The 20,990-nt window shown below is 56.9% G+C and carries 22 protein-coding genes and 1 pseudogene; 12 read left to right on the forward strand and 11 right to left on the reverse strand.

Features of this window, described 5'->3' with window-relative positions:
• The first annotated feature begins 6 nt into the window (after positions 1–6).
• Positions 7–897 carry a UbiA family prenyltransferase gene (locus tag ACFKSJ_RS02060; RefSeq protein ID WP_440950615.1) on the forward strand — a complete coding sequence of 297 codons (891 nt, stop codon included), beginning with the start codon at positions 7–9 and terminating at the stop codon, positions 895–897.
• Positions 898–918: 21 nt separating this feature from the next.
• Here ACFKSJ_RS02060 and ACFKSJ_RS02065 read toward each other — a convergent pair whose 3' ends face one another.
• Positions 919–1,659, reverse strand: a complete 741-nt coding sequence (locus tag ACFKSJ_RS02065) for a winged helix-turn-helix domain-containing protein (protein WP_440950616.1) — start codon at positions 1,657–1,659, stop codon at positions 919–921.
• A 137-nt stretch (positions 1,660–1,796) separates the two neighbouring features.
• Between ACFKSJ_RS02065 and ACFKSJ_RS02070 the strand changes: the two genes are divergently transcribed.
• Positions 1,797–2,201, forward strand: a complete 405-nt coding sequence (locus ACFKSJ_RS02070) for a pyridoxamine 5'-phosphate oxidase family protein (RefSeq protein WP_440950617.1) — start codon at positions 1,797–1,799, stop codon at positions 2,199–2,201.
• A gap of 56 nt (positions 2,202–2,257) precedes the next feature.
• On the opposite strand, the gene ACFKSJ_RS02075 is transcribed toward ACFKSJ_RS02070, so the two are convergent.
• The 3 genes from ACFKSJ_RS02075 to ACFKSJ_RS02085 form a co-directional block, all read right to left on the reverse strand.
• Positions 2,258–3,667, reverse strand: coding sequence for a TolB family protein (locus ACFKSJ_RS02075; protein ID WP_440950618.1), 1,410 nt, complete (start codon positions 3,665–3,667; stop codon positions 2,258–2,260).
• A gap of 189 nt (positions 3,668–3,856) precedes the next feature.
• Entirely contained in the window at positions 3,857–4,627 is a 771-nt protein-coding gene (locus ACFKSJ_RS02080) for a 4Fe-4S binding protein (protein ID WP_440950619.1), read from the reverse strand.
• A gap of 31 nt (positions 4,628–4,658) precedes the next feature.
• Positions 4,659–5,093, reverse strand: a complete 435-nt coding sequence (locus ACFKSJ_RS02085; RefSeq protein WP_440950620.1) for an ester cyclase — start codon at positions 5,091–5,093, stop codon at positions 4,659–4,661.
• A gap of 55 nt (positions 5,094–5,148) precedes the next feature.
• Here ACFKSJ_RS02085 and ACFKSJ_RS02090 point away from each other — a divergent pair, with 55 nt between their 5' ends.
• Together ACFKSJ_RS02090 and ACFKSJ_RS02095 are read left to right on the forward strand one after the other, a co-directional pair.
• Positions 5,149–5,946 carry a TrmB family transcriptional regulator gene (locus tag ACFKSJ_RS02090; protein WP_440950621.1) on the forward strand — a complete coding sequence of 266 codons (798 nt, stop codon included), beginning with the start codon at positions 5,149–5,151 and terminating at the stop codon, positions 5,944–5,946.
• Positions 5,947–6,009: 63 nt separating this feature from the next.
• Positions 6,010–6,354: a cupin domain-containing protein gene (locus ACFKSJ_RS02095; RefSeq protein ID WP_440950622.1), complete on the forward strand. Its 345-nt coding sequence runs from the start codon at positions 6,010–6,012 to the stop codon at positions 6,352–6,354.
• A gap of 364 nt (positions 6,355–6,718) precedes the next feature.
• Here ACFKSJ_RS02095 and ACFKSJ_RS02100 read toward each other — a convergent pair whose 3' ends face one another.
• From ACFKSJ_RS02100 to ACFKSJ_RS02115, 4 genes are read right to left on the reverse strand one after another with little or no spacing between them, the layout of a single operon-like run.
• Positions 6,719–7,168 carry a hypothetical protein gene (locus ACFKSJ_RS02100; RefSeq protein ID WP_440951438.1) on the reverse strand — a complete coding sequence of 150 codons (450 nt, stop codon included), beginning with the start codon at positions 7,166–7,168 and terminating at the stop codon, positions 6,719–6,721.
• On the reverse strand, positions 7,150–7,584 hold the full coding sequence (locus tag ACFKSJ_RS02105) for a transposase (protein WP_440950251.1): 435 nt from the start codon (positions 7,582–7,584) through the stop codon (positions 7,150–7,152). The genes ACFKSJ_RS02100 and ACFKSJ_RS02105 overlap by 19 nt, the downstream gene beginning before the upstream one ends.
• A 35-nt stretch (positions 7,585–7,619) precedes the next feature.
• Entirely contained in the window at positions 7,620–7,955 is a 336-nt protein-coding gene (locus ACFKSJ_RS02110; protein WP_440950252.1) for a transposase, read from the reverse strand.
• On the reverse strand, positions 7,850–8,764 hold the full coding sequence (locus ACFKSJ_RS02115; RefSeq protein WP_440950623.1) for a hypothetical protein: 915 nt from the start codon (positions 8,762–8,764) through the stop codon (positions 7,850–7,852). Before ACFKSJ_RS02115 ends, ACFKSJ_RS02110 begins: the two co-directional genes overlap by 106 nt.
• Positions 8,765–8,794: 30 nt before the next feature.
• Here ACFKSJ_RS02115 and ACFKSJ_RS02120 point away from each other — a divergent pair.
• Positions 8,795–8,964, forward strand: a pseudogene (locus tag ACFKSJ_RS02120) (IS5/IS1182 family transposase); the annotation flags it as partial.
• A 10-nt stretch (positions 8,965–8,974) separates the two neighbouring features.
• Here ACFKSJ_RS02120 and ACFKSJ_RS02125 read toward each other — a convergent pair.
• On the reverse strand, positions 8,975–10,993 hold the full coding sequence (locus tag ACFKSJ_RS02125) for a TIGR03768 family metallophosphoesterase (RefSeq protein WP_440950624.1): 2,019 nt from the start codon (positions 10,991–10,993) through the stop codon (positions 8,975–8,977).
• A 366-nt stretch (positions 10,994–11,359) separates the two neighbouring features.
• Here ACFKSJ_RS02125 and ACFKSJ_RS02130 point away from each other — a divergent pair, with 366 nt between their 5' ends.
• The 3 genes from ACFKSJ_RS02130 to ACFKSJ_RS02140 all read left to right on the forward strand — a co-directional run bounded on the left by ACFKSJ_RS02130 (position 11,360) and on the right by ACFKSJ_RS02140 (position 16,013).
• Positions 11,360–13,426: a M13 family metallopeptidase gene (locus tag ACFKSJ_RS02130; protein ID WP_440950625.1), complete on the forward strand. Its 2,067-nt coding sequence runs from the start codon at positions 11,360–11,362 to the stop codon at positions 13,424–13,426.
• Positions 13,427–13,614: 188 nt separating this feature from the next.
• Positions 13,615–14,967, forward strand: coding sequence for a cache domain-containing protein (locus tag ACFKSJ_RS02135; RefSeq protein WP_440950626.1), 1,353 nt, complete (start codon positions 13,615–13,617; stop codon positions 14,965–14,967).
• Positions 14,968–14,996: 29 nt separating this feature from the next.
• Positions 14,997–16,013 carry a BMP family ABC transporter substrate-binding protein gene (locus ACFKSJ_RS02140; protein ID WP_440950627.1) on the forward strand — a complete coding sequence of 339 codons (1,017 nt, stop codon included), beginning with the start codon at positions 14,997–14,999 and terminating at the stop codon, positions 16,011–16,013.
• Between the two features lie 102 nt (positions 16,014–16,115).
• Here ACFKSJ_RS02140 and ACFKSJ_RS02145 read toward each other — a convergent pair whose 3' ends face one another.
• Positions 16,116–16,670: a cache domain-containing protein gene (locus tag ACFKSJ_RS02145; protein WP_440950628.1), complete on the reverse strand. Its 555-nt coding sequence runs from the start codon at positions 16,668–16,670 to the stop codon at positions 16,116–16,118.
• Between the two features lie 99 nt (positions 16,671–16,769).
• Between ACFKSJ_RS02145 and ACFKSJ_RS02150 the strand changes: the two genes are divergently transcribed.
• From ACFKSJ_RS02150 to ACFKSJ_RS02165, 4 genes are all read left to right on the forward strand, one after another.
• Complete coding sequence (locus ACFKSJ_RS02150; protein ID WP_440950629.1) at positions 16,770–18,212, forward strand: Kelch repeat-containing protein; 1,443 nt, start codon at positions 16,770–16,772, stop codon at positions 18,210–18,212.
• Positions 18,213–18,340: 128 nt separating this feature from the next.
• The gene (locus ACFKSJ_RS02155) at positions 18,341–18,742 is read left to right on the forward strand and encodes an iron chaperone (RefSeq protein WP_440950630.1); all 402 of its coding nucleotides are present in this window, start codon (positions 18,341–18,343) and stop codon (positions 18,740–18,742) included.
• A gap of 18 nt (positions 18,743–18,760) precedes the next feature.
• A complete protein-coding gene (locus ACFKSJ_RS02160) occupies positions 18,761–19,399 on the forward strand; it encodes a type 1 glutamine amidotransferase family protein (protein ID WP_440950631.1) in 639 nt (212 codons plus the stop codon).
• Positions 19,400–19,605: 206 nt separating this feature from the next.
• Positions 19,606–20,373, forward strand: coding sequence for a hypothetical protein (locus ACFKSJ_RS02165; protein WP_440950632.1), 768 nt, complete (start codon positions 19,606–19,608; stop codon positions 20,371–20,373).
• 189 nt (positions 20,374–20,562) lie between these two features.
• On the opposite strand, the gene ACFKSJ_RS02170 is transcribed toward ACFKSJ_RS02165, so the two are convergent.
• Positions 20,563–20,985: a nucleoside 2-deoxyribosyltransferase gene (locus ACFKSJ_RS02170; RefSeq protein ID WP_440950633.1), complete on the reverse strand. Its 423-nt coding sequence runs from the start codon at positions 20,983–20,985 to the stop codon at positions 20,563–20,565.
• Between the last annotated feature and the right edge of the window lie 5 nt (positions 20,986–20,990).

The raw sequence follows: 20,990 nt of genomic DNA on the forward strand, positions 1-20,990 counted from the left end.
ACGATCATGCATCCGACCGTTCGGGCGTATATCGACCTGACGCGCATCCAGTTCTTCTTCGCCTGGCCCCTCCTCTTCTGTTCAGGATACCTGCTGGCGGCCGGCGATGCCTTCTCATGGTCCTCCCTGCTGAAGGCCGCCCTGATCGGGTTCTTCGGGTTCGAAGCCGGCCTGGTTCTGAACGATTACATCGACCGGAACTACGACCGGCGGGATGTTGAAACCGATAAACTGACGAAGTACTGGCGGGTCTTCGGGACGCGCCCGATCGCCGAGGGGCTGATCCCCCCGCAGCATGCGCTGGCCCTCTTCCTGCTCCTCGCCATCATCACCGCCCTGCTGGTCCTGACCCTCCCCTCCCCGCATTCGCTCTTTGTGCTCGGAATCATGCTCTACAGTTACGCAGTCGAAGCCTTCTACCAGGTGAAGAAGCGGCATGAGACCTACCCCATCGCCCAGGTCATCGGCAGGACCGACTTCGCCCTCTTTCCGGCGGCCGGCTACCTCGCCGCAGGGTTCCCGGACCTGAACGCACTCCTCTACTTCCTCTTCTTCTACCCGTTCGCCCTGGCGCATCTCGGCGCAAACGACCTCGTCGACCTCAGAAACGACCGGAGCCGGGGGTTGCAGACGGTGACCACCCTCTACGGGGAGCAGGGGACATCCCGATGGATCCTCGGGTTCACCCTCCTCAATGCGGTCACGGCCCTCCTCTTCATGACCAGGCTCGGCACCATCGGCAGGGCCGGCCTGGTCGCCGGGCTCCTTCTCCTCGCCGTGGCGAACGCCGTCATCCAGAGGAACAGGACTCCGGAGGGCGCCCTCCGGGCCCTTCCCCTCTTCCACCTGACGATGATCGTCTATGCCGGCTCCATCCTCCTCGATTCGGTCTGGTGAACCGGCGAACGGTCGGGCCCGTCACCGGAGCGACTCGTACAGGGCTGCAATCCCCAGCAGGGTCCGGTACCCCCGGTCGGTGATGATGTAGTCCCCGCGTTCGCGCCGCTGGAGGACCATCCCGCTCTCGGTCAGTTTTTTGATGTGGAAGAGGAGGTTGCCGGCCCGAAGGCCGGTGAGCCGGGAGAGGTCTGAGAAGGACCGGGTGCCGGTGCCGAGCGATTTGAGCATCTGGAACCGCTGCACGTTTCCCAGTGGTTCGAAGATCTCCCTGACGATCGTCTCCTCCGGGATATCGCCGACCGACGCCTCCTTCGCCTTCTCCTGCCGGTAGACCCCGAGCGAGCGCATCAGGTCGAGCTGCTTCTCAAAGAGTGTCGCCATATCCCCGATGCAGGCGGTGCAGCCCTCGAACCTTCCCCGGCGTTGCAGTTCTGCGATCTTCTCCTCGTAGGCGGCCACCATCGCCGGCGTGATCTCCCCGGTCCTGATATGCTCTGCCGTATTAGTGAGGAACTGGATGAAATGGGCGAAGCACTGGTCGTGCATCGGACAATCGGGGACCATCTGCTCGCACAGGTCGCGGCGCGCATCATCGATCTGACGGTCGATGAAGAGGTCGGCATACCGGCTCTGCAGGTCCCTGATGACCGAATCGAGGTGCTGCTGGTTGGACCGCTCGGCAAAACGGTGAAACTCGCTCCGGAATGTGGAGAGTTCCTCTTTCAGGTCCTGCAGTTCGGTGCTGGGTGATCTGTTCACGGTCTCGTTCCCTCCTCTGGTGGTGGTGCGATCGGCATATTCGGGTCAGCGGACTGGAGCGCCGACCCGGGTTGTATAGTTTTCTGACACATGAGTATATAATAACTGAGTCCCATGATCTGATGAGGAATTGAAGTATGGTAAACCTGACACCTGAGATGAAGGACGCGTTGTCGAAGATGAAGATCTCCCCGGTTGCGACGGCTGCACGGGACGGAACCCCGAACGTGGTGCCGATCGGATTCTGCCAGCTGGTCAGCGACGACACGATCTGGATCGTCGACAACTTCATGAACAAGACGCTGGCCAACCTCAAGGAGAACCCGAAGCTCGCCGTCTATGTCTGGGGGCCCGAGATCAAGGGCTGCTTCCAGATTAAGGGGACGGCGGAGATCGTCACCAGCGGCAAGGCCTTTGAGGATATGAAGATGATGGTCAATGAGAAGAAGCCGGGGCTGCCGGCCCGTTCACTGATCGTGATGACTATCACCGATGTCTTCGAGTGCATGCCCGGCCCTGCTGCCGGCCAGAAGCTGCTCTGAGATCATCTCCCCTTTTTTTCGTTGCAGAGAAAAAAGATGGTGGGCAGACCCGGGGATCAGCGTCCCCAGGTCGGGTACCACCGGGTGAAGGAGGGAGTGCCGGTGAAACCGGTGCTTCCTGAGTTCCACGAGGACGAAATCGTGGCGCCGGGTACGATCGATGTCTGACGCGAGAAGATCGATCCCCCGGTGGTCCCGAGGACATACTGTTTCCCCTGCCCGAAGGTGAACGGAGACACCGCCGCCGCGACCGTCGGGGCCGGCGTCGGGGTCACCTGGGGCGAGGCCGGTTGAATGAAGATCGGCTGAACATAGACCGGTTGAACATAGACCGGCTGAACAAAGGTAGGCTGAACAATGGCCGGTTGAATGAATGTCGGCTGAACGTAGACCGGTTGAACAAAGGCCGGCTGGACCACGGTCGGCGTCGAGGTTGTCGGGGTCACCATGGTCACCGGGGTACCGACGACGGCACTGGCGGTGCTCTGCAGGGCGATCAGGTTGACGACCCTGGCCCCCCCGCTCCTCTCCAGTTCTGAGACGACGTAGTTCCCGGAGATGGCCGGGTCGTACTGTGCGGTGGTCGCGGAGCTGATCCGTGACGCGGTCCCGGCGGCCCGGTCATACAGGTAGATGCCGGGGAGGGTGTCCCGGTGGTCCTCCCAGACGATCCGGGTGCCGTCGACCGCCGGCAGAACCTGGTCGGCCTGCTCGCCGGTCACCTGGAATCCGGTCCTGGTGGCGAGATCGATGCCATAGATATCCCAGTTCCCGTTCCGGTTGTCCTGCCAGACGATGGTGTTCCCTGATATCGCCGGGTACTGCTGGTCGCCGCCGGCGGTGCAGATCGGGAAGACGGTCTTTGTCCTGATGTCAAAACCGTAGATATCCCAGTTCCCGTTCCGGTCGTCCTGCCAGACGACGATATTCCCTGATATCGCCGGGTACTGCTGGTCGCCGTCTGCGGTGCAGACCGAGAAGGGGCCGCCATCAGGTGCGAGGTCGAAGCCGTAGATGTCAGCACCTCCGTTCCGGCTGTCCTGCCAGACGACGATATCCCCGGCGATGGCCGGGTTGGTCTGGTCGAATTCGCTGGCGGAGACGATCGTCTCCACTCCGGTCTTCTGGTCGTAGAGACGGATGTTCCCGAACTGGCTTCTGCGCTGGTCCTCCCAGACGACCCGGTCACCGTCGACCGCCGGGTACTCCAGGAAGGCTGGGTCTCTGCTGACCGGGGATTCCTGCTTCTGATTGAGATTGTACTGGTAGATGTCCGGGTTGTTCAGCCAGAGGCCGTTCCGGAAGTCCTGCCAGACGACATGGTCGCCTGAGATCGCCGGGTTACTCTGGTACCAGTCGACGCCGGGGCTGATCAGGGTCTCTGTGGTGCTCGCTGCTCCCGCCGTCAGCGGGATCCAGCAGAGGGCACAGAGGAGAACGAGTGCCTGTATTGTATTCATCTTCATGGTCTGTCCACCTCTTCCCAGGGATAAGAACTATCCTGAGTATGGTTACAGGGAACCCTCTTCAGAGAGGGTCTGTATACGATCAACCTCAGGTCCCTCACCCTATAATAAGGTTCTGAACGCTGCATTCAAAAATTGGTGAAAATTCCCCAGAATTCCCGGGATTTTTCCATTATCCCCTGCATACGTTCAAAACCGTCGCCGTCTCCGGTAGCGAAGTGCCCCAGCGACCGGGCAGACCCCGGTGCACCGGCCGCAGAGATAGCACTCCGCCTTTCGATCGTCCTGTCCTGCTTCGTCGGTCGGGCAGACCCTGACGCACCGGTTGCATCCGATACAGGCCTCGGTCCGGCCTAAAGAAAAGAGGCTCTTCCTCCCGGCGAGGGAGAGCAGCGTTCCGTACGGGCAGACCAGCCGGCAGAACGGACGGTAGAGGGTCGTGGAGACGAGCAGCACCCCGCCGAAGATCGCCGTTCCGGTGGTCAGGGTCAGGGAGAAGAGATCGCCGATCCCAAACCAGGCTAGGAGCGAGATGGAGAGGGATGCCAGGAGCAGGAACAGGAGAAAGACGCCGGCTCGCACCACCGCAAAACCCCGCTTTCGGCCGGGGACCTTCGGGACCGGGGAGAGGTAGGCGATCTCCTGGATGGCGCCGACCGGGCAGAGGTACCCGCAGAAGAACCGCCCGAAGACGAGGGCCATCAGCCAGACCACGAAGAGGCCGGCCAGGCCGACGGCCAGCGGGGCACCGAGCTTCTGTGCATCACGCAGCACGAGAGACTGGAACTGGATCGGCACCATTGGGGAGAAGATGAGGAAACCGAGCGCCGTCGAGATGACGAGCAGGAGCCGGCCGGCCGTCTGTCGCCATCGCCCGGAGTACCAGAGGCCGGCGATCGCCACCACCATCACGAGCCCGTAGGCGAGCCCGACAAATTTTGGAATGGATTCAATGACCATATTCCGATTCACCGCTTCTCTGCTCGTCCGATCAGGCCGGGGCCGGAAGAATCCCGAGTTGGTACATAAGCCCCATCAGGTTCGTCTCCCCCCAGAGTTCAACGATCTTCCCGTTCTGCACGCGGAAGATCTCGATTCCGGTCATCACGATCGGTCTTCCGGTCGGAGGCAGTCCCATGAATTCCCCGTTGTGGACGCCACGCGCCGTGAACCGGGCTGTCACCCGGTCTCCATCCTGCATCAGGTCTTCGATGGTCACCTGCAGGTCATGAAATGCGGCCCGGCAGGTGGTGATGATGGTCTTCATCGCCTCGACTCCTGGGCCAGGTGCTGGCAGGGGGACATGCAGTGAAAATGCCGGGTCCAGGAGTGCATCGACTGCTGTGAGATTTCCCTGCGATGGCCCGACCTCGAAGAACTTCCGGACGACTGCCATCTCTGAACGCTCTGCTGGTATCTGTGTCATAGAGTATTGATCAGCAGAAAGATATTTAATTCTGGTGTTACTACAGTAGTAACAGATGGATCAAACCATTCAGAACCTTCTCCACCTGGGGCTCCGCGAGTACGAGGCGAAGATCTACGTGGCCCTCGTCGGGCTGGGTGAAGCGAATGTTCGCAGAATTCACGAAGTGAGCCGTGTTCCCCGGCCGCGGGTGTATGACGTGCTCACCACTCTGGCTGAGAAGGGGTTCATCGAGATACGGCAGGGGAGCCCGTCGATGTACCGTGCCGTCGACCCGGAGGTCGTGGTCTCCTATCTGAAGCGGGATCTCGATACCGCGGCAGAGGAGAGTGTGAAGGCGCTGGAGGCCCTGTCGGTGGATGCAGAGCAGAAGGCCGCCCCGATATGGTACGTCCACAGCGACTGGACCATCCAGCGGAACCTGGAGGTGCTGATCGAGGGGGTCGCCAGGGACCTGATCGTCCTCTGTTTCGAGGAAGAGACGCTGAAGAAGTTTCTGGGACCGGTCCAGGCGGTCGCGGCGGACCGATCCGTGAAGGTCCTCTTCCCCAGGGGGTATGCCGGCGTCGTCGCCCCCCCAGTGGGGATCACCTTCTATGAACCCGGACCGGCCGGCCCCTCCTTCGGTGCGAAGGTCGTGGACGAGGTCCTGGCGGTCCCCATCAGCCGGGAGGGGGCCGTCTTCAACCTCGAGTGCATCTTCATCGCCGATGACCAGCAGTCCATGCTCATCTACAACCAGAACGGGAGCCGGATGGCGGTGATCATCACCCTGCCGTTCATCACCGCCGTGCAGAGCCGGCTCTTCACCCGGATGCTCGAGCATGCCCACGAGGTGCATGCCGGGGAATGAACGACCGATCTATTGAAATCGAAGAAGACTATTCATTACAAGAATCTGTCAGGAGAGATGGAAATGAAATGTACTGACGTATCCATGGTTCAACCGAGCCAGAATCCGCACCAGGTCGATGTGCGCAGGATCTTTGAATCGCCGGCCCTCTCGGCCGTGGTCATCTCCCTCCAGCCGGGGGAGTCGCTCAAGAAGCACATCACCCCGGTCGACGTGCTCTTCTATGTGCTCGAAGGGACCGGGGTCGTCGAGATCGGCGAGGAACAGCAGGCCGTCGGCAAGGACGTGGCGGTGGAGAGTCCTGCGGGGATCCCACACCGCTGGATCAATGAGAGCGACGCCCTCTTCCGTGTCCTCGTCCTGAAGATGATGACGACCGGGAAGGGAAAGGACACCCGGCTGCTCTGAGGAGAACAGAGCTGGCTCCCAAACCATTTTCACGGTCCTTATGCCAGACCCGGAGTCCGGCGATCGACACGCCGGCACCTTCGTCGACAGCGATGCCTGATGAGATACAAAACACCATGCCCAGCAGAGCGGGCAGAGGTACGGGAACGATCTGATGGATGAAAAATGAACTGTCCCCTTGTCTCCTCATTTTTGTTAAGGATGGTCGGAGTTAACCCTTCGTTGACAGGGTACCCCGATCTCTTTTTTACATTCTCAAAAAAAGGGCTCTGTTGAAACCCTTTTCACTAGTACCTTATTTGATGATGTAAAGGAAAATGTATAGAGGTTTAAACTGAGGATTTCAACAAGCCCGTGAATCTACTTATTGTGTTTTAGGATATTTTTTTTGAAAATCATAGATCGTAGACAGATAGGGTGAAGCGATCCCCTTTGCAATTAATTCTGAGAATCTTTGAAGGAAATGAGATTTTGAATAATCGAGAGCAGCGAAGCCGATAGCACCTACTAACCCTGCTGATCCAGCAATATAAGTTCCGATCATGCCACAGGTAATGGAAATTGCAGAATAATAAGAATCAGCATTAGTTTTTATTAATTGGGCATCCTGCCAAACATTGTCCAATATATCCCCTAACTCACCCCCATTTTTAATAATATTATCAACATTTTGCTCTCTAACTGCTATGTTCAACGCATTCCATATATTATAAAGATCTTCCGTTTTATATTGTGCAATTACCGCTTGACATGCACTTAGACTTTCGGGATAATTTGTTGTCTTTTTTAGTGAGCTCATCCCAAAAGTCTCCATAGTATCAGTATGCAGGCGATGATGACCAGCCCACGAAATGATTCTTCGAGCCGCTCATATCTGGGTGAGATTTTTCTGAATGCCTTGACCCAGCTAAAGAACCGTTCAACTGCTCCCCGAGAGCGGTAGATCATGGGATCGAATCGATATGATCGTCCCCTTTTGGGTCGCCTACGATTTCTCCGATTGACTGGGATCATCGTCTTAATTCCCCTTCTGCGATTGGTTGTTCTGATCGCGAGGGTATCATACGCTGCATCTGCGAGAATCTCCTTTGGTCGTGTGATCGACCTTCCAATCGGCCTTTGAATTCTGAACACCATCAACGTCGGATGATATGTCATCGCATCATGTACGTTCGCTGGAACAATGATGCAGGCGAGCGGTCTACCGTGCCGTTCGACGAGAACACTCATTTTGCTGCCTTGAATTCGATGCAGTCCGTCAAAGCCTAGCAATCCCCCTTTTTTCCCGGGATCGTGGTAGTATCGATCGAACAACAGGAGAGATCGAGCTGTGAGAGATCATAGCCTTGGTTTCGGATAAGGGCAAAGATCTGGTCATATCTCCCCTGAGTGCTGAGTAACAGGTGAAACCGGTGTGTCGTAGATTTGGTGCCATACTGTCGGGGAACGTCAGTCCAGGAGCAACCGGTGGAAAGTACGTAAAGAATGCCATTGATCAATCCACGCTCATCAGAACGTGGACGACCCGTTGGAGGCTTTTGTGGGGGGAGTAAAGGGCGAATAAGATTCCAGAGATCATCATCAATTTCGATGAAGGCCATACGGAGACCCTAGGGGATAATTGGAGATAATAGTTTTGGGAAGACCTCAGTAAAAAACTACCAATTTCTTGATGCTGTATTTCTGATATGGACCTTGAATTAAGAAAACCATAATTAATGGCTTTGCGAAGCATTTCCATATCCAAGGGGCAAACTGCGTTAAAGGGTTCAGTTAATGGTTCAAGAAATATGGTACTAGCTACCCCTAAATAATCCAATGCAAAATATGGTTTTATTAAGATATTTTCAAGTACGATGTCAGCGATCTCATCGAAACCGAAATACCGCATTAATGCGAATTCAGAAATGAAGGTGTGGATTAAAAACTCCCCACCTTGCACAAATTTTAGCGTATTCCATTCTGGTGAAAACCGTAATAGAGGCTTTATTTCCTTTTCGATTTGTTTATACATTTCTTCTGCAGGGCCGTTGAACTCTGATTTAATCCCCCTCACAGGGGGATGGAATTCTTCAAGAATCGGTTGAAGGTAGTCGAATGATTGATATTTGGTCGGCATGGCCTCGAGAACAAATTGAATTTTTTTGGTTTCCTGAGCGAATTTTATCAGTTCAGGAATATCCTGTCTTTTTAAATCATAAACATCCAAAAACATGGTTTCGGACATCGGTTTTATAATAAATATTGACGTCCCAGCAAAGGGAATTTGTCCCCAAATTGAATGATTAGGAAACGCTTGGACATATGATATTGGTTTTTGTAGCGGATCGCATCTTTCGAGGATGCTATTGGATTTGGATATTCTCTCTTTTTCTTGGATTTCATATTCTTCGAGGAAACCAATATCCATTATTAACAGACATCAGAGAAATTGAAATAGGTATCCAAGAGAAAAATCCGAGAGAACCTGAAGGCACGAAAAGATTGGTACCTAGTCAAGGAGATTAAGATCAAACTGATCTTCCATAAGTCCTGAACGCAGTTCAATCGGTCGTGATTGTCGTCATAGTTGGAGCATTTCAACAGAGCCAAAAAAAACCAAAAAAATGAAGGTGAATCTTTACCTTCCAAGCGGTGTTCCGCAGTTTTGAATTTTCTGCTGCATATCAGCACTCAGTTGTTTGACCAGCTCTGCATTGTACGAGCCGGAAGGCAGGTAATCTGGCGTATTGTTGAATATCTCCTGGGCTCCAACAGCATACGAACGTGATTTCGCAGCAAGCGATCCGTCTCTGACTGCCGTGTCGACGTCGGTTGCAAAGATTGAAACCGTGTTGTCGCTGTTACGGGTAATCTCGAACGTCCGGAACTGCTGAGGGAAGTCCCGTAATGATGCGGTCTCCACCTGCCAGAAGCCGAGTTCGGGATGGCTGGGGTCCGGTGATTTTAGTGCGGTGACCGTATTGGAATGACGATGTCCTGCAACCCACAGGATCAGGTTCGGATAGGTGTGCAGCTTGGCGATCAGATTATCCTCTGTTACCGAAGCGTTGGGGTTCCAATCCATATAGGGACCGAGAGCACCTCCCGTCTTCACCCCAATCGGGATATGCGCAGCGATGATCATCAGTTTCCCTTCAGCCTGCCCTTTGTCAAGTTCATGCACAAGCCAGGTGTACCGTTCATCGTCCAGGGAACCACGCCCATAGTTCCCATCATCGAAATCGCTGGAACTCTGGGTATCATCGAGCACAATGACCTTGATCGGTACGTCAGACTTCGGTTCGAAGGTATAGCAGGCGAATCCTGTCGCTATCTCGGTCTGATTGAATCCATGCCCCTTCGGACTGGACGTGGTATTGAAAAATTCGCCCATCCACTCGGACCGTGAAAGAGAACGGCGATTCGGATCGGCCGAAACGTTCGTAACGTTTGTGCTGTTGACGAGTCCTGCATCGATGACGTCACCGTTGGGCGTCGCACCGTCGATCACACCCATGTAGTAATCGCGCCTGGTGATGAAGTTGGGGAGGAAGATATTGCCCATCTTGAGAACCTGCTCGCCGGTACGGGACTGGTTGATGTACCCGTCAGGAGGGTATATCCCCATCCAGAAGTGATCGTGATTGCCGAGAGCCTGGTACCACGGGATCGTCGTATTCAGTCCTGCCGCCCTGTATTCGTCCTGGTAATCATTCGCTGGTCCGGGGACCGGATCATCCCTGGCACCGGAATCGGGGATTATATTCTTGCCGTCAAAGACATCGATGAACCATCTCAATTCGTTATACTGATCGTTGTTGATGGCATCGCCCAATGCGATACCGAAATCAAAACGCTTCTTCTCGTTGAGGGCGTTTATCGTCTGGATGGCTGCATCGAGAACCTGGGTTGTCAGGAGCATGACCGGTGAATAGGCTGAAGATACGTGCCCTTTGTAGCCAAAGAAGATCCCCTGAGCCGGCGTTTCTTCATCGGTGATGTGGATGTCGGTCATGGTGAAGAAATTCAGCAGTGTTGCAGTACTGGTGACCGAGGTAGTGTTGTACGCAGGTGACATGAGGTCCAGTCGTTTATCGTATCCGAGCCCCTCGCCGAACTGCCAGACGCCATAACCGTACCGTGAATAATTTGAAATGTTAGTCGGAAGAAGCGTCGGCGACGTTGAAGGCACGGAGACCGGAAGCACAATTCTCTGGAGTGTCGTAAAAACATTGGAATCAATTGGATAACTGGCTGATAGTGAGTTATTCGAGATGGTTCCAGCAGGGATCGAGGCAACCGCTCCATACCGTACAGAGCCTGAGTCCTGTTCGATATATTCGGTAGGTGTTGCACTGGCTTGTACCGTGGCTGTCGCGTTGACCGTTTTGTTGACGGTTGTATTCAGTGGCGTGTTCACTGCAGTCGTGTTCAGCGGGGTACCGGCGGTGAGATTGCCGAGAGCCGGCGTGAGGTTCGGTTGTACCGACAGGTTCGGGGCTACTGTCACATCGGTGTGATTGACTGCAGCGGTCACATTGACGATACCCGGAGGAGAGGTGGTATTGGGTGCAGCAGGGGTATTCACACATCCAGCACAGAGCAGACTGAAGAGTAATACCATGCCGAGACCCATCATCAGAGTTCTCTTCGACATTGGTATAGTACTCTAATTTTCCAAATTTAAACCCATCATATTTGTTCTGTGAGATATCCGGAGAATTTCACAAAAAACGAAAGGAACTGTTCAGATCCTACACCGTGTCGACAGATAACGGTGGTCTTTGGGAAGGAACGGTCTGTCTCACTCCATTGGAGATCCTGCAAGGTGACGAAGATCTTTTGAATATGCCGGGGATACGATCCGGTCTTCCGTGAAGTCCTGTATCGTCAGCGTAGAGATCGGGCCGCAGCCAGAACTTCGGCACGATGAATCGTTCGATGGCCCGGGCTTCTACTGTTCCATGCCGATTCCATGGTCGGCCAAACAGTTTTCCCGTGTAAGACAAGACACCTACTCATTGTGAAAGCTGTGGTACTGATCCTCATCGTGGTCTTATGTCTTGTATCTGCCGGATGTTCCGGTCCTGCCGTAAACGGGACGAAGGTTCCGGGTACCGTTACGCAGGCACCGGACAACGGGTCGACACTGAACCAGTCCGTCCGGCCGGGTGACGATTTTTACGGCTATGTGAATGATGCATGGAATGCAGAGCACCCTGTTCCGGCCGATAAGGAGAGAATCACCACATTCTCCGAACTGCGGGATAAGGTAGACAAGGATCTTCATGCCCTCCTTCTCAACGCGTCAAACACCTCGCCAGGGAGTGCAGACCGGAATATCACCCTCATCGGTCAGTTCTACCGGTCGGGAATGGATAACGGGACGATCGACCGGGAAGGAATCCTTCCGCTCTCTGACGATCTCACGATGATCGACGCCATCGATTCCCGTACCAATCTGACCGATGCCACCCTCATTCTCCTGCAGCAGGGGTTCGGCCCGGTGTACTCCTATTATGCCGAGATCAATCCCCGGAACACGAGCGAGATGATCCCGGCCCTCGAACAGGGCGGGCTCGGGCTGCCTGACCGGGACTATTACCTGAGGACCGACAACAAGAGCCTGGAGATCCAGGATGCCTACAAAAGCCACATCACCCGGGTTCTCCTGCTGACGGGAGAGCCGGCCGGCCAGGCTGCAGCCGACGCAAAGACCGTCTATTCGATGGAAAAGACCCTTGCCGCCGCCCAGTTCAGTTCAGAGGAGAACCAGGACCCTCAGAATACCACCAACCTGGATACTCCTGCCGCACTGGAAGAAGCGTACCCTGCGATCGGGTGGGAGACGCTCTGCACCATCCCGGGGTCCGGGCCGATGACCCGGGTGGATGTCCACCAGCCCCGGTATGTGAAAGAACTGGACACCCTGCTCGGGACAGCCCCTCTGGAAGACTGGAAGGTCTACCTGCGGTACCGCCTGATCGATGAGGCATCCCCCTATCTCAGTTCCCCCTTCGAAGAGGAGCATTTCGCCTTCTACAGTACCACCCTCAACGGTGTGGAGGAGAACCAACCCCGGTGGAAACGTGTCGTATCGACGGAGAGCGATCGACTGGGCGATCTCGTCGGCAGGGCATATGTTGCTGCATATGTCGATCCCCGGACCCGCGAGATGGTATCAGCGATCTTCCTCTCCATCCGGCAGACCTTCGACGAGCGGATCGCGAACCTCACCTGGATGAGCACCTCCACGAAAGGTGCTGCCCGTGAGAAGCTTGCCGGCATGGGGGAGAAGATCGCGTATCCAGACCAGTGGATGGATTATTCCGGGCTGAACCTGTCCGGCTCGTATATCGGTAATATCCGTTCCGTCTCAACCTACAACTTCCTGCATGGAGCAGACGGGCTGGACAGGATCGGCCGGCCGATCGATCCGGACGTCTGGGAAATAACCCCGCAGACGGTGAACGCCTTTTACGATCCGACCAGGAACGAGATGGTATTTCCTGCAGCGATCCTCCAGCCACCGTTCTTTGATCCGGATGCAGACCGAACGCTCAATTATGGTTCTCTCGGCTGGGTGATCGGGCACGAGATGACGCACGGTTTCGACCAGACGGGACGGCAGTACGACAGGGACGGGAACCTGAAGGACTGGTGGACAGAGGAGGATGTCGGGAGCTTCAACAACCGGACGGCCCTGCTCGTGACCCAGTACAATGGGTTTGAGATCCTTCCCGGCCTCTATAACAACGGGAACCTCACCCTCGGAGAGAATATCGCCGATTTCGGGGGCCTGACCCTTGCCTATCATGCATGGAAGAAGACAGAGAACCTGTCATCAGGCCGGGAAGTATCCAATCACACCGCAGACCGGCGGTTCTTTATCGGGGCTTCACGCATCTGGAGGGGGAATTTCCGGGAGGATACGCTCCGCAACAGGGTGTATATCGATCCTCACACCACCGGTAAATACCGGGTGAACGGCGCCCTGTTCGATATTCCCGAGTTCTACGAGGCATTCCCGGAGATCCAGCCCGGCGATCTGCTGTACCGGAACGTCAGCCAGAGGCCGGTCATCTGGTAACTTTTTTTTCGTTACGCCGGAAAACGACGCCGGTCCGTCGGTGTCGTTTCCGTCAGGGGGACTATGCCGAGAGCCGGCGTGCCGCTGAACGCTGTTCGATGACGATCCGGCAGAAAGGAGATTGTTCCCTGCACTTCTCCCGGAATAAATCATCCCCGTTTAAAAGCAATCATGAACCATCTGTATACATGAAACCGGGATTTGCCTTCATTTCCCTCTTTGTCGTTCTCGCACTGCTGCTCATCGCTGCCGGATGTACCCAGACATCCTCCACACCAGTTCCGGTTACCCCAGAGAAGACCGTCACCACCAATGCATCGACCAATGAAACGATGGTCGCTTTTGTCGACGAAGCGAAGGCCTACGCAGAGACCCATGGCAAGGAGGCGGCGCTCGCCGAATTTTCGAACAAAAACGGTTCGTTCGTCAGGGGCGACCTCTACATCTATGCCTATGACTTCAACGGGACGACGCTCGCCCACCCGTACAGTCCTGAGAAGATCGGCGTGAGCCGGGTCGACGAGCCTGACGTGTACGGCCATCCCTTCTTCCGGGGTGTCATGGATGTAGCACGGAACGGCTCCGGGTATGTCTGGTTCTATTATGTCAACCCGCTCCACAACAACGCGGTCGAGAAGAAACTCGGGTACGTGACCAGGGCCGGCGACGACTGGTGGCTGGGCTCGGGCGTCTACTATGGGCCGGCCGAACCGGTCGTTGCATCGGCACCCAATGCCCCCTCGACCTCCCGGGAGATCAAAGACTTTGTGGATAACGCCGCCGTCTACGCCCGGCAGCATGGCAGGGAGGCCGCCCTCGCCGCGTTCAGCAACGCCACCGGTCCGTTTGCAGCCGGCGACGTCTACATCTACGCCCTCGACTATGCAGGCAACGCCCTCGCCCTGCCGCACCAGCCGGACCTCGTCGGCACCAACTTCCTCTCCCTCAAGGACGCGTCCGGCAACTATTACACCAAGACCGAGATCACGCTGGCACAGACCGGCGGCGGCTATCTCCTGTACCGGTACCCGAACCCGGCCGAGAACTACACCGTCAGGTACAAGCTCAGTTACGTCCGCCCGGTCGACGACACCTACTGGATCGGGGCCGGCATCTATACCCGCGAGGACCTGCTGATCGACCGGGACCTCCGGCAGCTCGTGACGGATGCGAAGACCTATGCGAAGACCTACGGCAAAGAGAAAGCCCTGGCCGCGTTCAACGACCCGAACGGCTCGTTCGTCAGGGACGGCCTCTACATCTTCGCCGACGATTACAACGGAACCGCCCTTGCATGGCCGTCCCGCCCCGACCAGGTCGGCGTGAACCGGATCAACGAAACCGACCTGGATGGCACATACTACATGCAGACCATGCTCGACAGCGCCCGTAACGGGACCGGGATGGTCGAGTACTACGGGGTGAACCCGGCGACCAACACCACCCAGCTGAAGATCAGTTACGTGACCGATGTCGACGGGACCTGGCTGCTCGGCGCCGGCCGGTACCTGGAGCCGAGTTCGGCCAACCTGAGGGGATGACGATCCGGTAACTTGACGGGAGAATTATCATGGACAGAAAATACCTCTATCTCGGAGTCATCGGTGCAGCCGTCATCGTGCTTGCGGCGATCGCGGCAGTCGGTCTGATGCCGCACGAACCGGCGGTTCCGGCCGTGTATATCGTGTACCCATCAGAGAAGGGCGACCTCTCGTATACCGACAGTGCCTACCAGGGGCTGATGGCGGCGGAGAAGGAGTTCTCCTTCACCGCAAAGGAGTTCACCCCGCGTGAGAGTGACACCCTTCCCGGGCTGCTCAACAACACCAGCGGAGAGGAGAGACCCGGTCTCGTCATAACCCTGGGTTTCCAGTACACGAACTACACCCGGCAGCTCGCAGCGGCACACCCGGATATCCGGTTCCTCGCCATCGACCAGACGGGGGCCGGGTCCGCTACGCTCAGGACCTGCGAGATCACCTCCTACGGCGACAGTTACCTGGCCGGCGTCCTTGCGGCATCGGCGACCCGGACCGGGCGGGTCGGGATCATCCTTGGGATGCAGTCCGACCTGCTCGATACCTTCCTGCAGGGGTACACGGCCGGCGTCCATGCCGTCAACGGATCGATCCCGGTCGATCACACCTATGTGCAGCAGTACTCCATCGACGGGTTCAGCGACCCAGCAGGGGCCGGCCGGATCGCTGAAGGGATGTACCGCAACGGAACGGACGTGATCTACACCTGCGCCGGCTTCTCCAATACCGGGGCGATTGCGGTAGCAAACAATGCGACCGGGAAGTACATCATCGGCACCGATTCGGACCAGTCCGTGCTCGGCCCCGACGCCGTGCTCGCGTCGGCGGTGAAACGGGTGGACCGGGTCGTCGCTACCGGCATCGCGGAACGGCTCAACGGGTCGTTCGCCGGCGGGGAGCAGGTCGTCGGGCTCAGGGAAGGGGTGACCGGCCTGGTATACAACCCGAAGTTCGCAGCCTACAACGAAACGGTCAGGGCGTACGAGGCACAGGCAGTGATGGAGGAGGAACGGTATCTCATCGCCCGTGCTTCACCGGTCCGGAACTGATGTCAGTCCCGGGATCTCTCCCCTTCTCTTTTATAAAAACCTGAAAGATAGCGAGCCGGTGTTTCCAGAACCTGTCGAAAAAGGGATCGACCGGCCCGGTCCTCACCGGCTGGTGTTCGTACCCGTGTCGACCGGACCCGTGTAGATTCCGGAACCGAGCCACCAGTCATCGTCCACCTTCTCCCCGTACGCCAGTTTGGATTCGACCGTCCGGTTGTGGGCGGGGTTGACATACGTGAGCGGGTAGTAGAAGCTGCCGTTCCTGGCCAGGGCGCTCATGTTCTGGAGGACGGGCCCGACGTCTCCCTCGACCTCATTCCAGCGGTTGACGCCGACCTTCTCCGGGTTGATCGGGTGGGCGAGGGTCGTGGCGTTGAAGTCGTAGGCATAGATGTAGAGTTCGCCCCTGATGAACGAGCCGTTCGGGTCGTTGAACGCGGCCAGAGCTTTCTCTTTGCCGTTGGCTTTTGCATAGGCGACCGCACTGTCCACAAAGGCGACGAGCGTTTCATTGGAGGTATAGGTCCCGTTCTGGAGGGTGTCGTTCCCTGCCGGCATGGACGTGGCGATCCCGGGCTGGTTCTGTACGCAGCCGGCGATGACGAGAAACACGCCGATACCGAGCACAACCAGAAATGAGAGTGACGTTCTTCTCATAGTACTCATTTGGTCCTTCTCTTCTAAAAACTATTATTTTTCCTGATACCCGGCAGAAAGACCGGAACGTATAGAGGTACAGGAACTTCATCTATCCCTATGCACGATCATCCGAAATTCTTCCCTGCGACGACCACGTACCTGGTTCTTGCAGCTCTGCTGATCTTCGGCACTGCCGGCGCAGCTGCTGCCGCCCCGGTCGCCGCGTTCACCAGCACGCCGGCTCTCGGCACCGTACCGCTCTCTGTGAACTTCACCGACACCTCGGCCGGCAGCCCGACCGGCTGGGCCTGGTTCTTCGGCGATGAGACGTATACGCAACCATGGACAGAACAGAATATGAGTTCCGGATGGTCCAAACGAGGCTATATCCGAAGTGTGGCGATGCCGGACGGAAGCATCGTGCTGATGGGCGGTTACGGCAACCGTACCTATCTGAACGACACCTGGCGGTCGACTGATAACGGCAAAACGTGGACAGAGCAGAACCCGAGTTCCGGATGGTCGGGACGAGCCGAACAGAGTTGTGTCGCGATGCCGGACGGGAGTATCGTGCTGATGGGCGGTTACGGCAACCGTACCTATCTGAACGACACCTGGCGGTCGACTGATAACGGCAAAACGTGGACAGAGCAGAACTCGAGTTCCGGGTGGTCGGGACGAATCGAACAGAGTTCTGTCGCGATGCCGGACGGAAGCATCATACTCATGGGCGGGTATGACGGGAACAGCAATCAGAACGATGTGTGGCGGTCGACCGATTACGGTGTAACCTGGATGCAGTTACCCGATGCCGCGTGGTCGCCGAGATCCTGTTTCGCCGTCGTCGTGACGCGGGACAGCAGCATCGTACTCACGACCGGCGTCAGATTAGATGGCACCTGGAAGAATGATGTGTGGCGGTCGACCGATGGGGGTCTCACCTGGACTGAGATGACCCCGAGTGCCAGCTGGGAGGAGAGGAGATGGCATGGATGCGTCGCGATGCCGGACGGGAGCATTGTGCTGATGGGCGGTGATGGGCCCGTCGGTTGGAATGACCTGTGGCGGTCGACCGATGACGGTGCAACCTGGACGCAATTACCGGATGCAGCGTGGTCGCCACGGGCCCGTTTGGGCTGTGTGGCGATGACGGATGGCAGCATTGTGGTGATGGGGGGTGGAGGCCAGAACGATACCTGGCGGTTCCAGCCCGCAGGATCAACACTCCAGAACCCATCGCACACCTATACGACTGCGGGTACCTATTCGGTAGCATTGCAGGCGTTCACTGCGGCCGGGTACAGCAGTACGCGAACAGGCCAGGTCGCCGTCGCCCTGATGCCGTCGGTGCCCACGGCAGAGAACGCTCCCCGGGATCTCACCGGTGACGGGCTCTACAAGGATGTCAATGGGAACGGGGTCCAGGACTTCAATGACGTGGTGATCTACTTCACCCAGATGGACTGGATCGCCTCCAACGAGCCGGTCGGTGCCTTCGACTTCGATAAGAACGGCCTGATAGATTTCGATGATATCGTCATGCTCTTCAACGAGATGTAGGGATTGATCCGGGATCCCCCCGCCGGCAGATCCTGAGGCGGGGAACCACCTCACTACCTTTTTTACCCGGTCCTGCGAGGGTATAAATGGCATTCGCCCCATCTTCAGTGATCAGGACGGAGAGTACCATGAAAGAAGCGACGAAGACCGTATCGGCCCGTGATGTCGACGCCTACCTTGCAGCGCTCCCCCAGGAGGCGCGGGTCGCCCTCGAGAAGCTTCGCAAGGCCATCAGGGCCGCCGCACCGGAGGCCGAAGAGGTGATCAGTTACCAGGTCCCGACCTTCAAATATCACGGTCCCCTGGTCTCCTTTGCCGCGTTCAGGAACCATTTCAGTCTCTATGTGATCAACCCCTCGATCCTGAAGACCTTCGCCGCCGAACTCAAACCCTATGAGACCTCCGGGACGACCATCCACTTCTCGGCCGACCGTCCCCTGCCGGCCACGCTCGTCAAGAAGATCGTCAGGGCCAGGATAGAGGAGAACGAGGCGAACCTGACCGCCAGACAGATGAACTCCAAAAAATAATACATTATCCGATTCATCATGCGCACACTCTATCTCTATGTCCTGGACACGCTGGCAGACTGGGAAACGGGGTATCTGCTCGCCGAGCTCCGGTCCGGCCGGTACCTGAAGGATCCCTCGCTCAGGTACGACGTCAGATTATGCGGCAGCTCGATGGATGCCATCACCACCATGGGCGGAGTGCACCTCTCCCCCGACCTGCTGATCGACGATATCCGACCGTCTGCCGGCGACCTCCTCGTCCTGCCGGGGGCGGATACCTGGCTGGAGCCGGCACAGCAGCCGGCCTTCGCCACCGTGGAACGGTTACTGGGCGAGGGGATGACCGTCGCGGCCATCTGCGGGGCCACGCTCGGACTCGCCTGTGCCGGGCTGCTGGACCACCGCCCACACACCAGCAACGATCTCGCAGTGCTCAAAATGTTCTGCCCGGCCTATCAGGGGGAAGAGCACTATGTCGACGAACCGGCGGTCACGGATGACAATCTGATCACCGCGAGCGGGCTGGCACCGGTGGCGTTCGCGTACCAGGTTTTTCAGAGACTGGATGTGATGAACCCGGCGACACTCGAAGCATGGTATAACCTCTACACCACCCGGAAGCCGGAATTCTTCTTTGCCCTCATGCAGTCCCTGCCCCGATCAGGGGCGGACTGATCCGGATGGATTGAAGGCCGGTTCAGATGAATCTTTCGAGTTCTGATAATAGTTCTGGCAACCTTTCCCTGAATCTTCATGGGGTGCAGAATCGCACGACGCTACCGGAGAACCTGCTCGTTTCCGGGTCTGCAGGGAAACCTGTCGGTCCTGGTGGAAAAATCATTTAAATAGCGATATATAATCGTCCCGATACAACAACTACTATGAAAGGTATCTCACAGGACCTCATGATACTGGTACTCGGCATTTTTGTGCTCTGTCTTGTATTCACGGCTGGATGCAGCCAGTCAACCGGGACCTCCCCGACACCGGCGGCCGTTTCGTCGACACCGTCACCGTCACCGACCGTCTCCTGGACCGGGGTGTGGAACGACACAGCGTGGAACATGACGATGACACTGATTCAGATCAATGGTTCAGTTTCAGGAACGTACCTGGAGGAGGAGAATGCGACATCGGGGAACGTCTCCGGAACGGTGTCCAACGGAGGGTATAATCTCACGGGCACCTGGTCCGAGGAGAACGCCAGCGGGTCGCTCGAGCTGACCATGGCGAAGAGTCAGGACCATTTCACCGGCGGGTGGACCATCGACAACCAGACCGGTCCCTGGAATGGCGTCAGATCCCCGGCGCCGGCGATCGTTTCGTCGACACCGGCCCCGGCCGTCTCCTGGACCGGGGTGTGGAACGATGTGGACTGGAACATGACGATGACCCTGGCGCAGACCAACGGTTCGGTCTCAGGAACGTACCTGGAGGAGGAGAATGCGACATTGGGGAACGTCTCCGGAACGGTGTCCAACGGAGGGTACACCCTCACGGGCACCTGGTCCGAGGGAGCGAAGAACGGGCCGTTCGAGCTGACCATGGCGAAGAGTCAGGACCATTTCACCGGCTGGTGTATGTCCGGCAACCAATCCGCTGACATGACGAAATATCCCTGGGGACTTTCTGTCAGGTCCAGTACCTGAAGAATCTCCCACACCCTTTTTTTCGTTCGCAGACCGGGTTCCTTCCGGCCGGTGCCGGGCTGCTGGACCGCCGTCCTCACACCAGCAACGATCTCGCGGCGCTGAAGATCTTCTGCCCGGCCTATCAGAGTACTATGTCGACGAACCGGCGGTCAGGGGCGCGCCAGTCCGGACGGATTGAAGGCCGGTTCAGATGAATTGTTCGAGTTCTGCAATAGTCCTGGCAACCTTTCCCTGAATCGCCCCGGTGATGAGTGGGTTATCCAGGTTGTCCATCAAATGTCTGGGACCTGTCTTCAGGCCGATGCAGGTTTTATTCAGAGCATAGGCAATTCCCAGTTCAACACATGCCCCCTCGTCAGGCACCCTTCCATCCAGAATGATCAGGAGGATATCCGATCGTCGTATCTCTTCAACATCAAGGCTGAAGATCGTTTTCATGGCATCTTCTTTCGATTCCCCTGCCTGTAACAACTCAACCAGTTTTTTCCCGTCTCGTTGCGGGAGAAACGTTGCATATCCCCTTCTCTCCAGGTACTCGTTAACCTGTTCGTTATAGTGCAGCTCTGCATCCGAAAAGAGCGGGCCGGCGACGTAAATTCTCATCTTCATGGAAA

It is taken from the genome of Methanosphaerula subterraneus, assembly GCF_052055875.1.
In the GTDB taxonomy this organism is placed as follows: Archaea; Halobacteriota; Methanomicrobia; order Methanomicrobiales; family Methanospirillaceae; genus Methanosphaerula; species Methanosphaerula subterraneus.

Excerpts from the sequence above, each read along its gene's own strand:
- ACFKSJ_RS02155 (WP_440950630.1), top strand. The coding sequence starts at position 18,341 with ATGAAAGAAGCGACGAAGACCGTATCGGCCCGTGATGTCGACGCCTAC.
- ACFKSJ_RS02090 (WP_440950621.1), top strand. The coding sequence starts at position 5,149 with ATGGATCAAACCATTCAGAACCTTCTCCACCTGGGGCTCCGCGAGTAC.
- ACFKSJ_RS02085 (WP_440950620.1), bottom strand. The coding sequence starts at position 5,093 with ATGACACAGATACCAGCAGAGCGTTCAGAGATGGCAGTCGTCCGGAAG.
- ACFKSJ_RS02100 (WP_440951438.1), bottom strand. The coding sequence starts at position 7,168 with ATGGAGACTTTTGGGATGAGCTCACTAAAAAAGACAACAAATTATCCC.
- ACFKSJ_RS02170 (WP_440950633.1), bottom strand. The coding sequence starts at position 20,985 with ATGAAGATGAGAATTTACGTCGCCGGCCCGCTCTTTTCGGATGCAGAG.
- ACFKSJ_RS02095 (WP_440950622.1), top strand. The coding sequence starts at position 6,010 with ATGAAATGTACTGACGTATCCATGGTTCAACCGAGCCAGAATCCGCAC.
- ACFKSJ_RS02075 (WP_440950618.1), bottom strand. The coding sequence starts at position 3,667 with ATGAAGATGAATACAATACAGGCACTCGTTCTCCTCTGTGCCCTCTGC.
- ACFKSJ_RS02105 (WP_440950251.1), bottom strand. The coding sequence starts at position 7,584 with ATGAGTGTTCTCGTCGAACGGCACGGTAGACCGCTCGCCTGCATCATT.
- ACFKSJ_RS02165 (WP_440950632.1), top strand. The coding sequence starts at position 19,606 with ATGAAAGGTATCTCACAGGACCTCATGATACTGGTACTCGGCATTTTT.
- ACFKSJ_RS02150 (WP_440950629.1), top strand. The coding sequence starts at position 16,770 with ATGCACGATCATCCGAAATTCTTCCCTGCGACGACCACGTACCTGGTT.
- ACFKSJ_RS02115 (WP_440950623.1), bottom strand. The coding sequence starts at position 8,764 with ATGGATATTGGTTTCCTCGAAGAATATGAAATCCAAGAAAAAGAGAGA.
- ACFKSJ_RS02160 (WP_440950631.1), top strand. The coding sequence starts at position 18,761 with ATGCGCACACTCTATCTCTATGTCCTGGACACGCTGGCAGACTGGGAA.
- ACFKSJ_RS02135 (WP_440950626.1), top strand. The coding sequence starts at position 13,615 with ATGAAACCGGGATTTGCCTTCATTTCCCTCTTTGTCGTTCTCGCACTG.
- ACFKSJ_RS02070 (WP_440950617.1), top strand. The coding sequence starts at position 1,797 with ATGGTAAACCTGACACCTGAGATGAAGGACGCGTTGTCGAAGATGAAG.
- ACFKSJ_RS02145 (WP_440950628.1), bottom strand. The coding sequence starts at position 16,670 with ATGAGAAGAACGTCACTCTCATTTCTGGTTGTGCTCGGTATCGGCGTG.
- ACFKSJ_RS02140 (WP_440950627.1), top strand. The coding sequence starts at position 14,997 with ATGGACAGAAAATACCTCTATCTCGGAGTCATCGGTGCAGCCGTCATC.
- ACFKSJ_RS02080 (WP_440950619.1), bottom strand. The coding sequence starts at position 4,627 with ATGGTCATTGAATCCATTCCAAAATTTGTCGGGCTCGCCTACGGGCTC.
- ACFKSJ_RS02125 (WP_440950624.1), bottom strand. The coding sequence starts at position 10,993 with ATGTCGAAGAGAACTCTGATGATGGGTCTCGGCATGGTATTACTCTTC.
- ACFKSJ_RS02060 (WP_440950615.1), top strand. The coding sequence starts at position 7 with ATGCATCCGACCGTTCGGGCGTATATCGACCTGACGCGCATCCAGTTC.
- ACFKSJ_RS02110 (WP_440950252.1), bottom strand. The coding sequence starts at position 7,955 with ATGGCCTTCATCGAAATTGATGATGATCTCTGGAATCTTATTCGCCCT.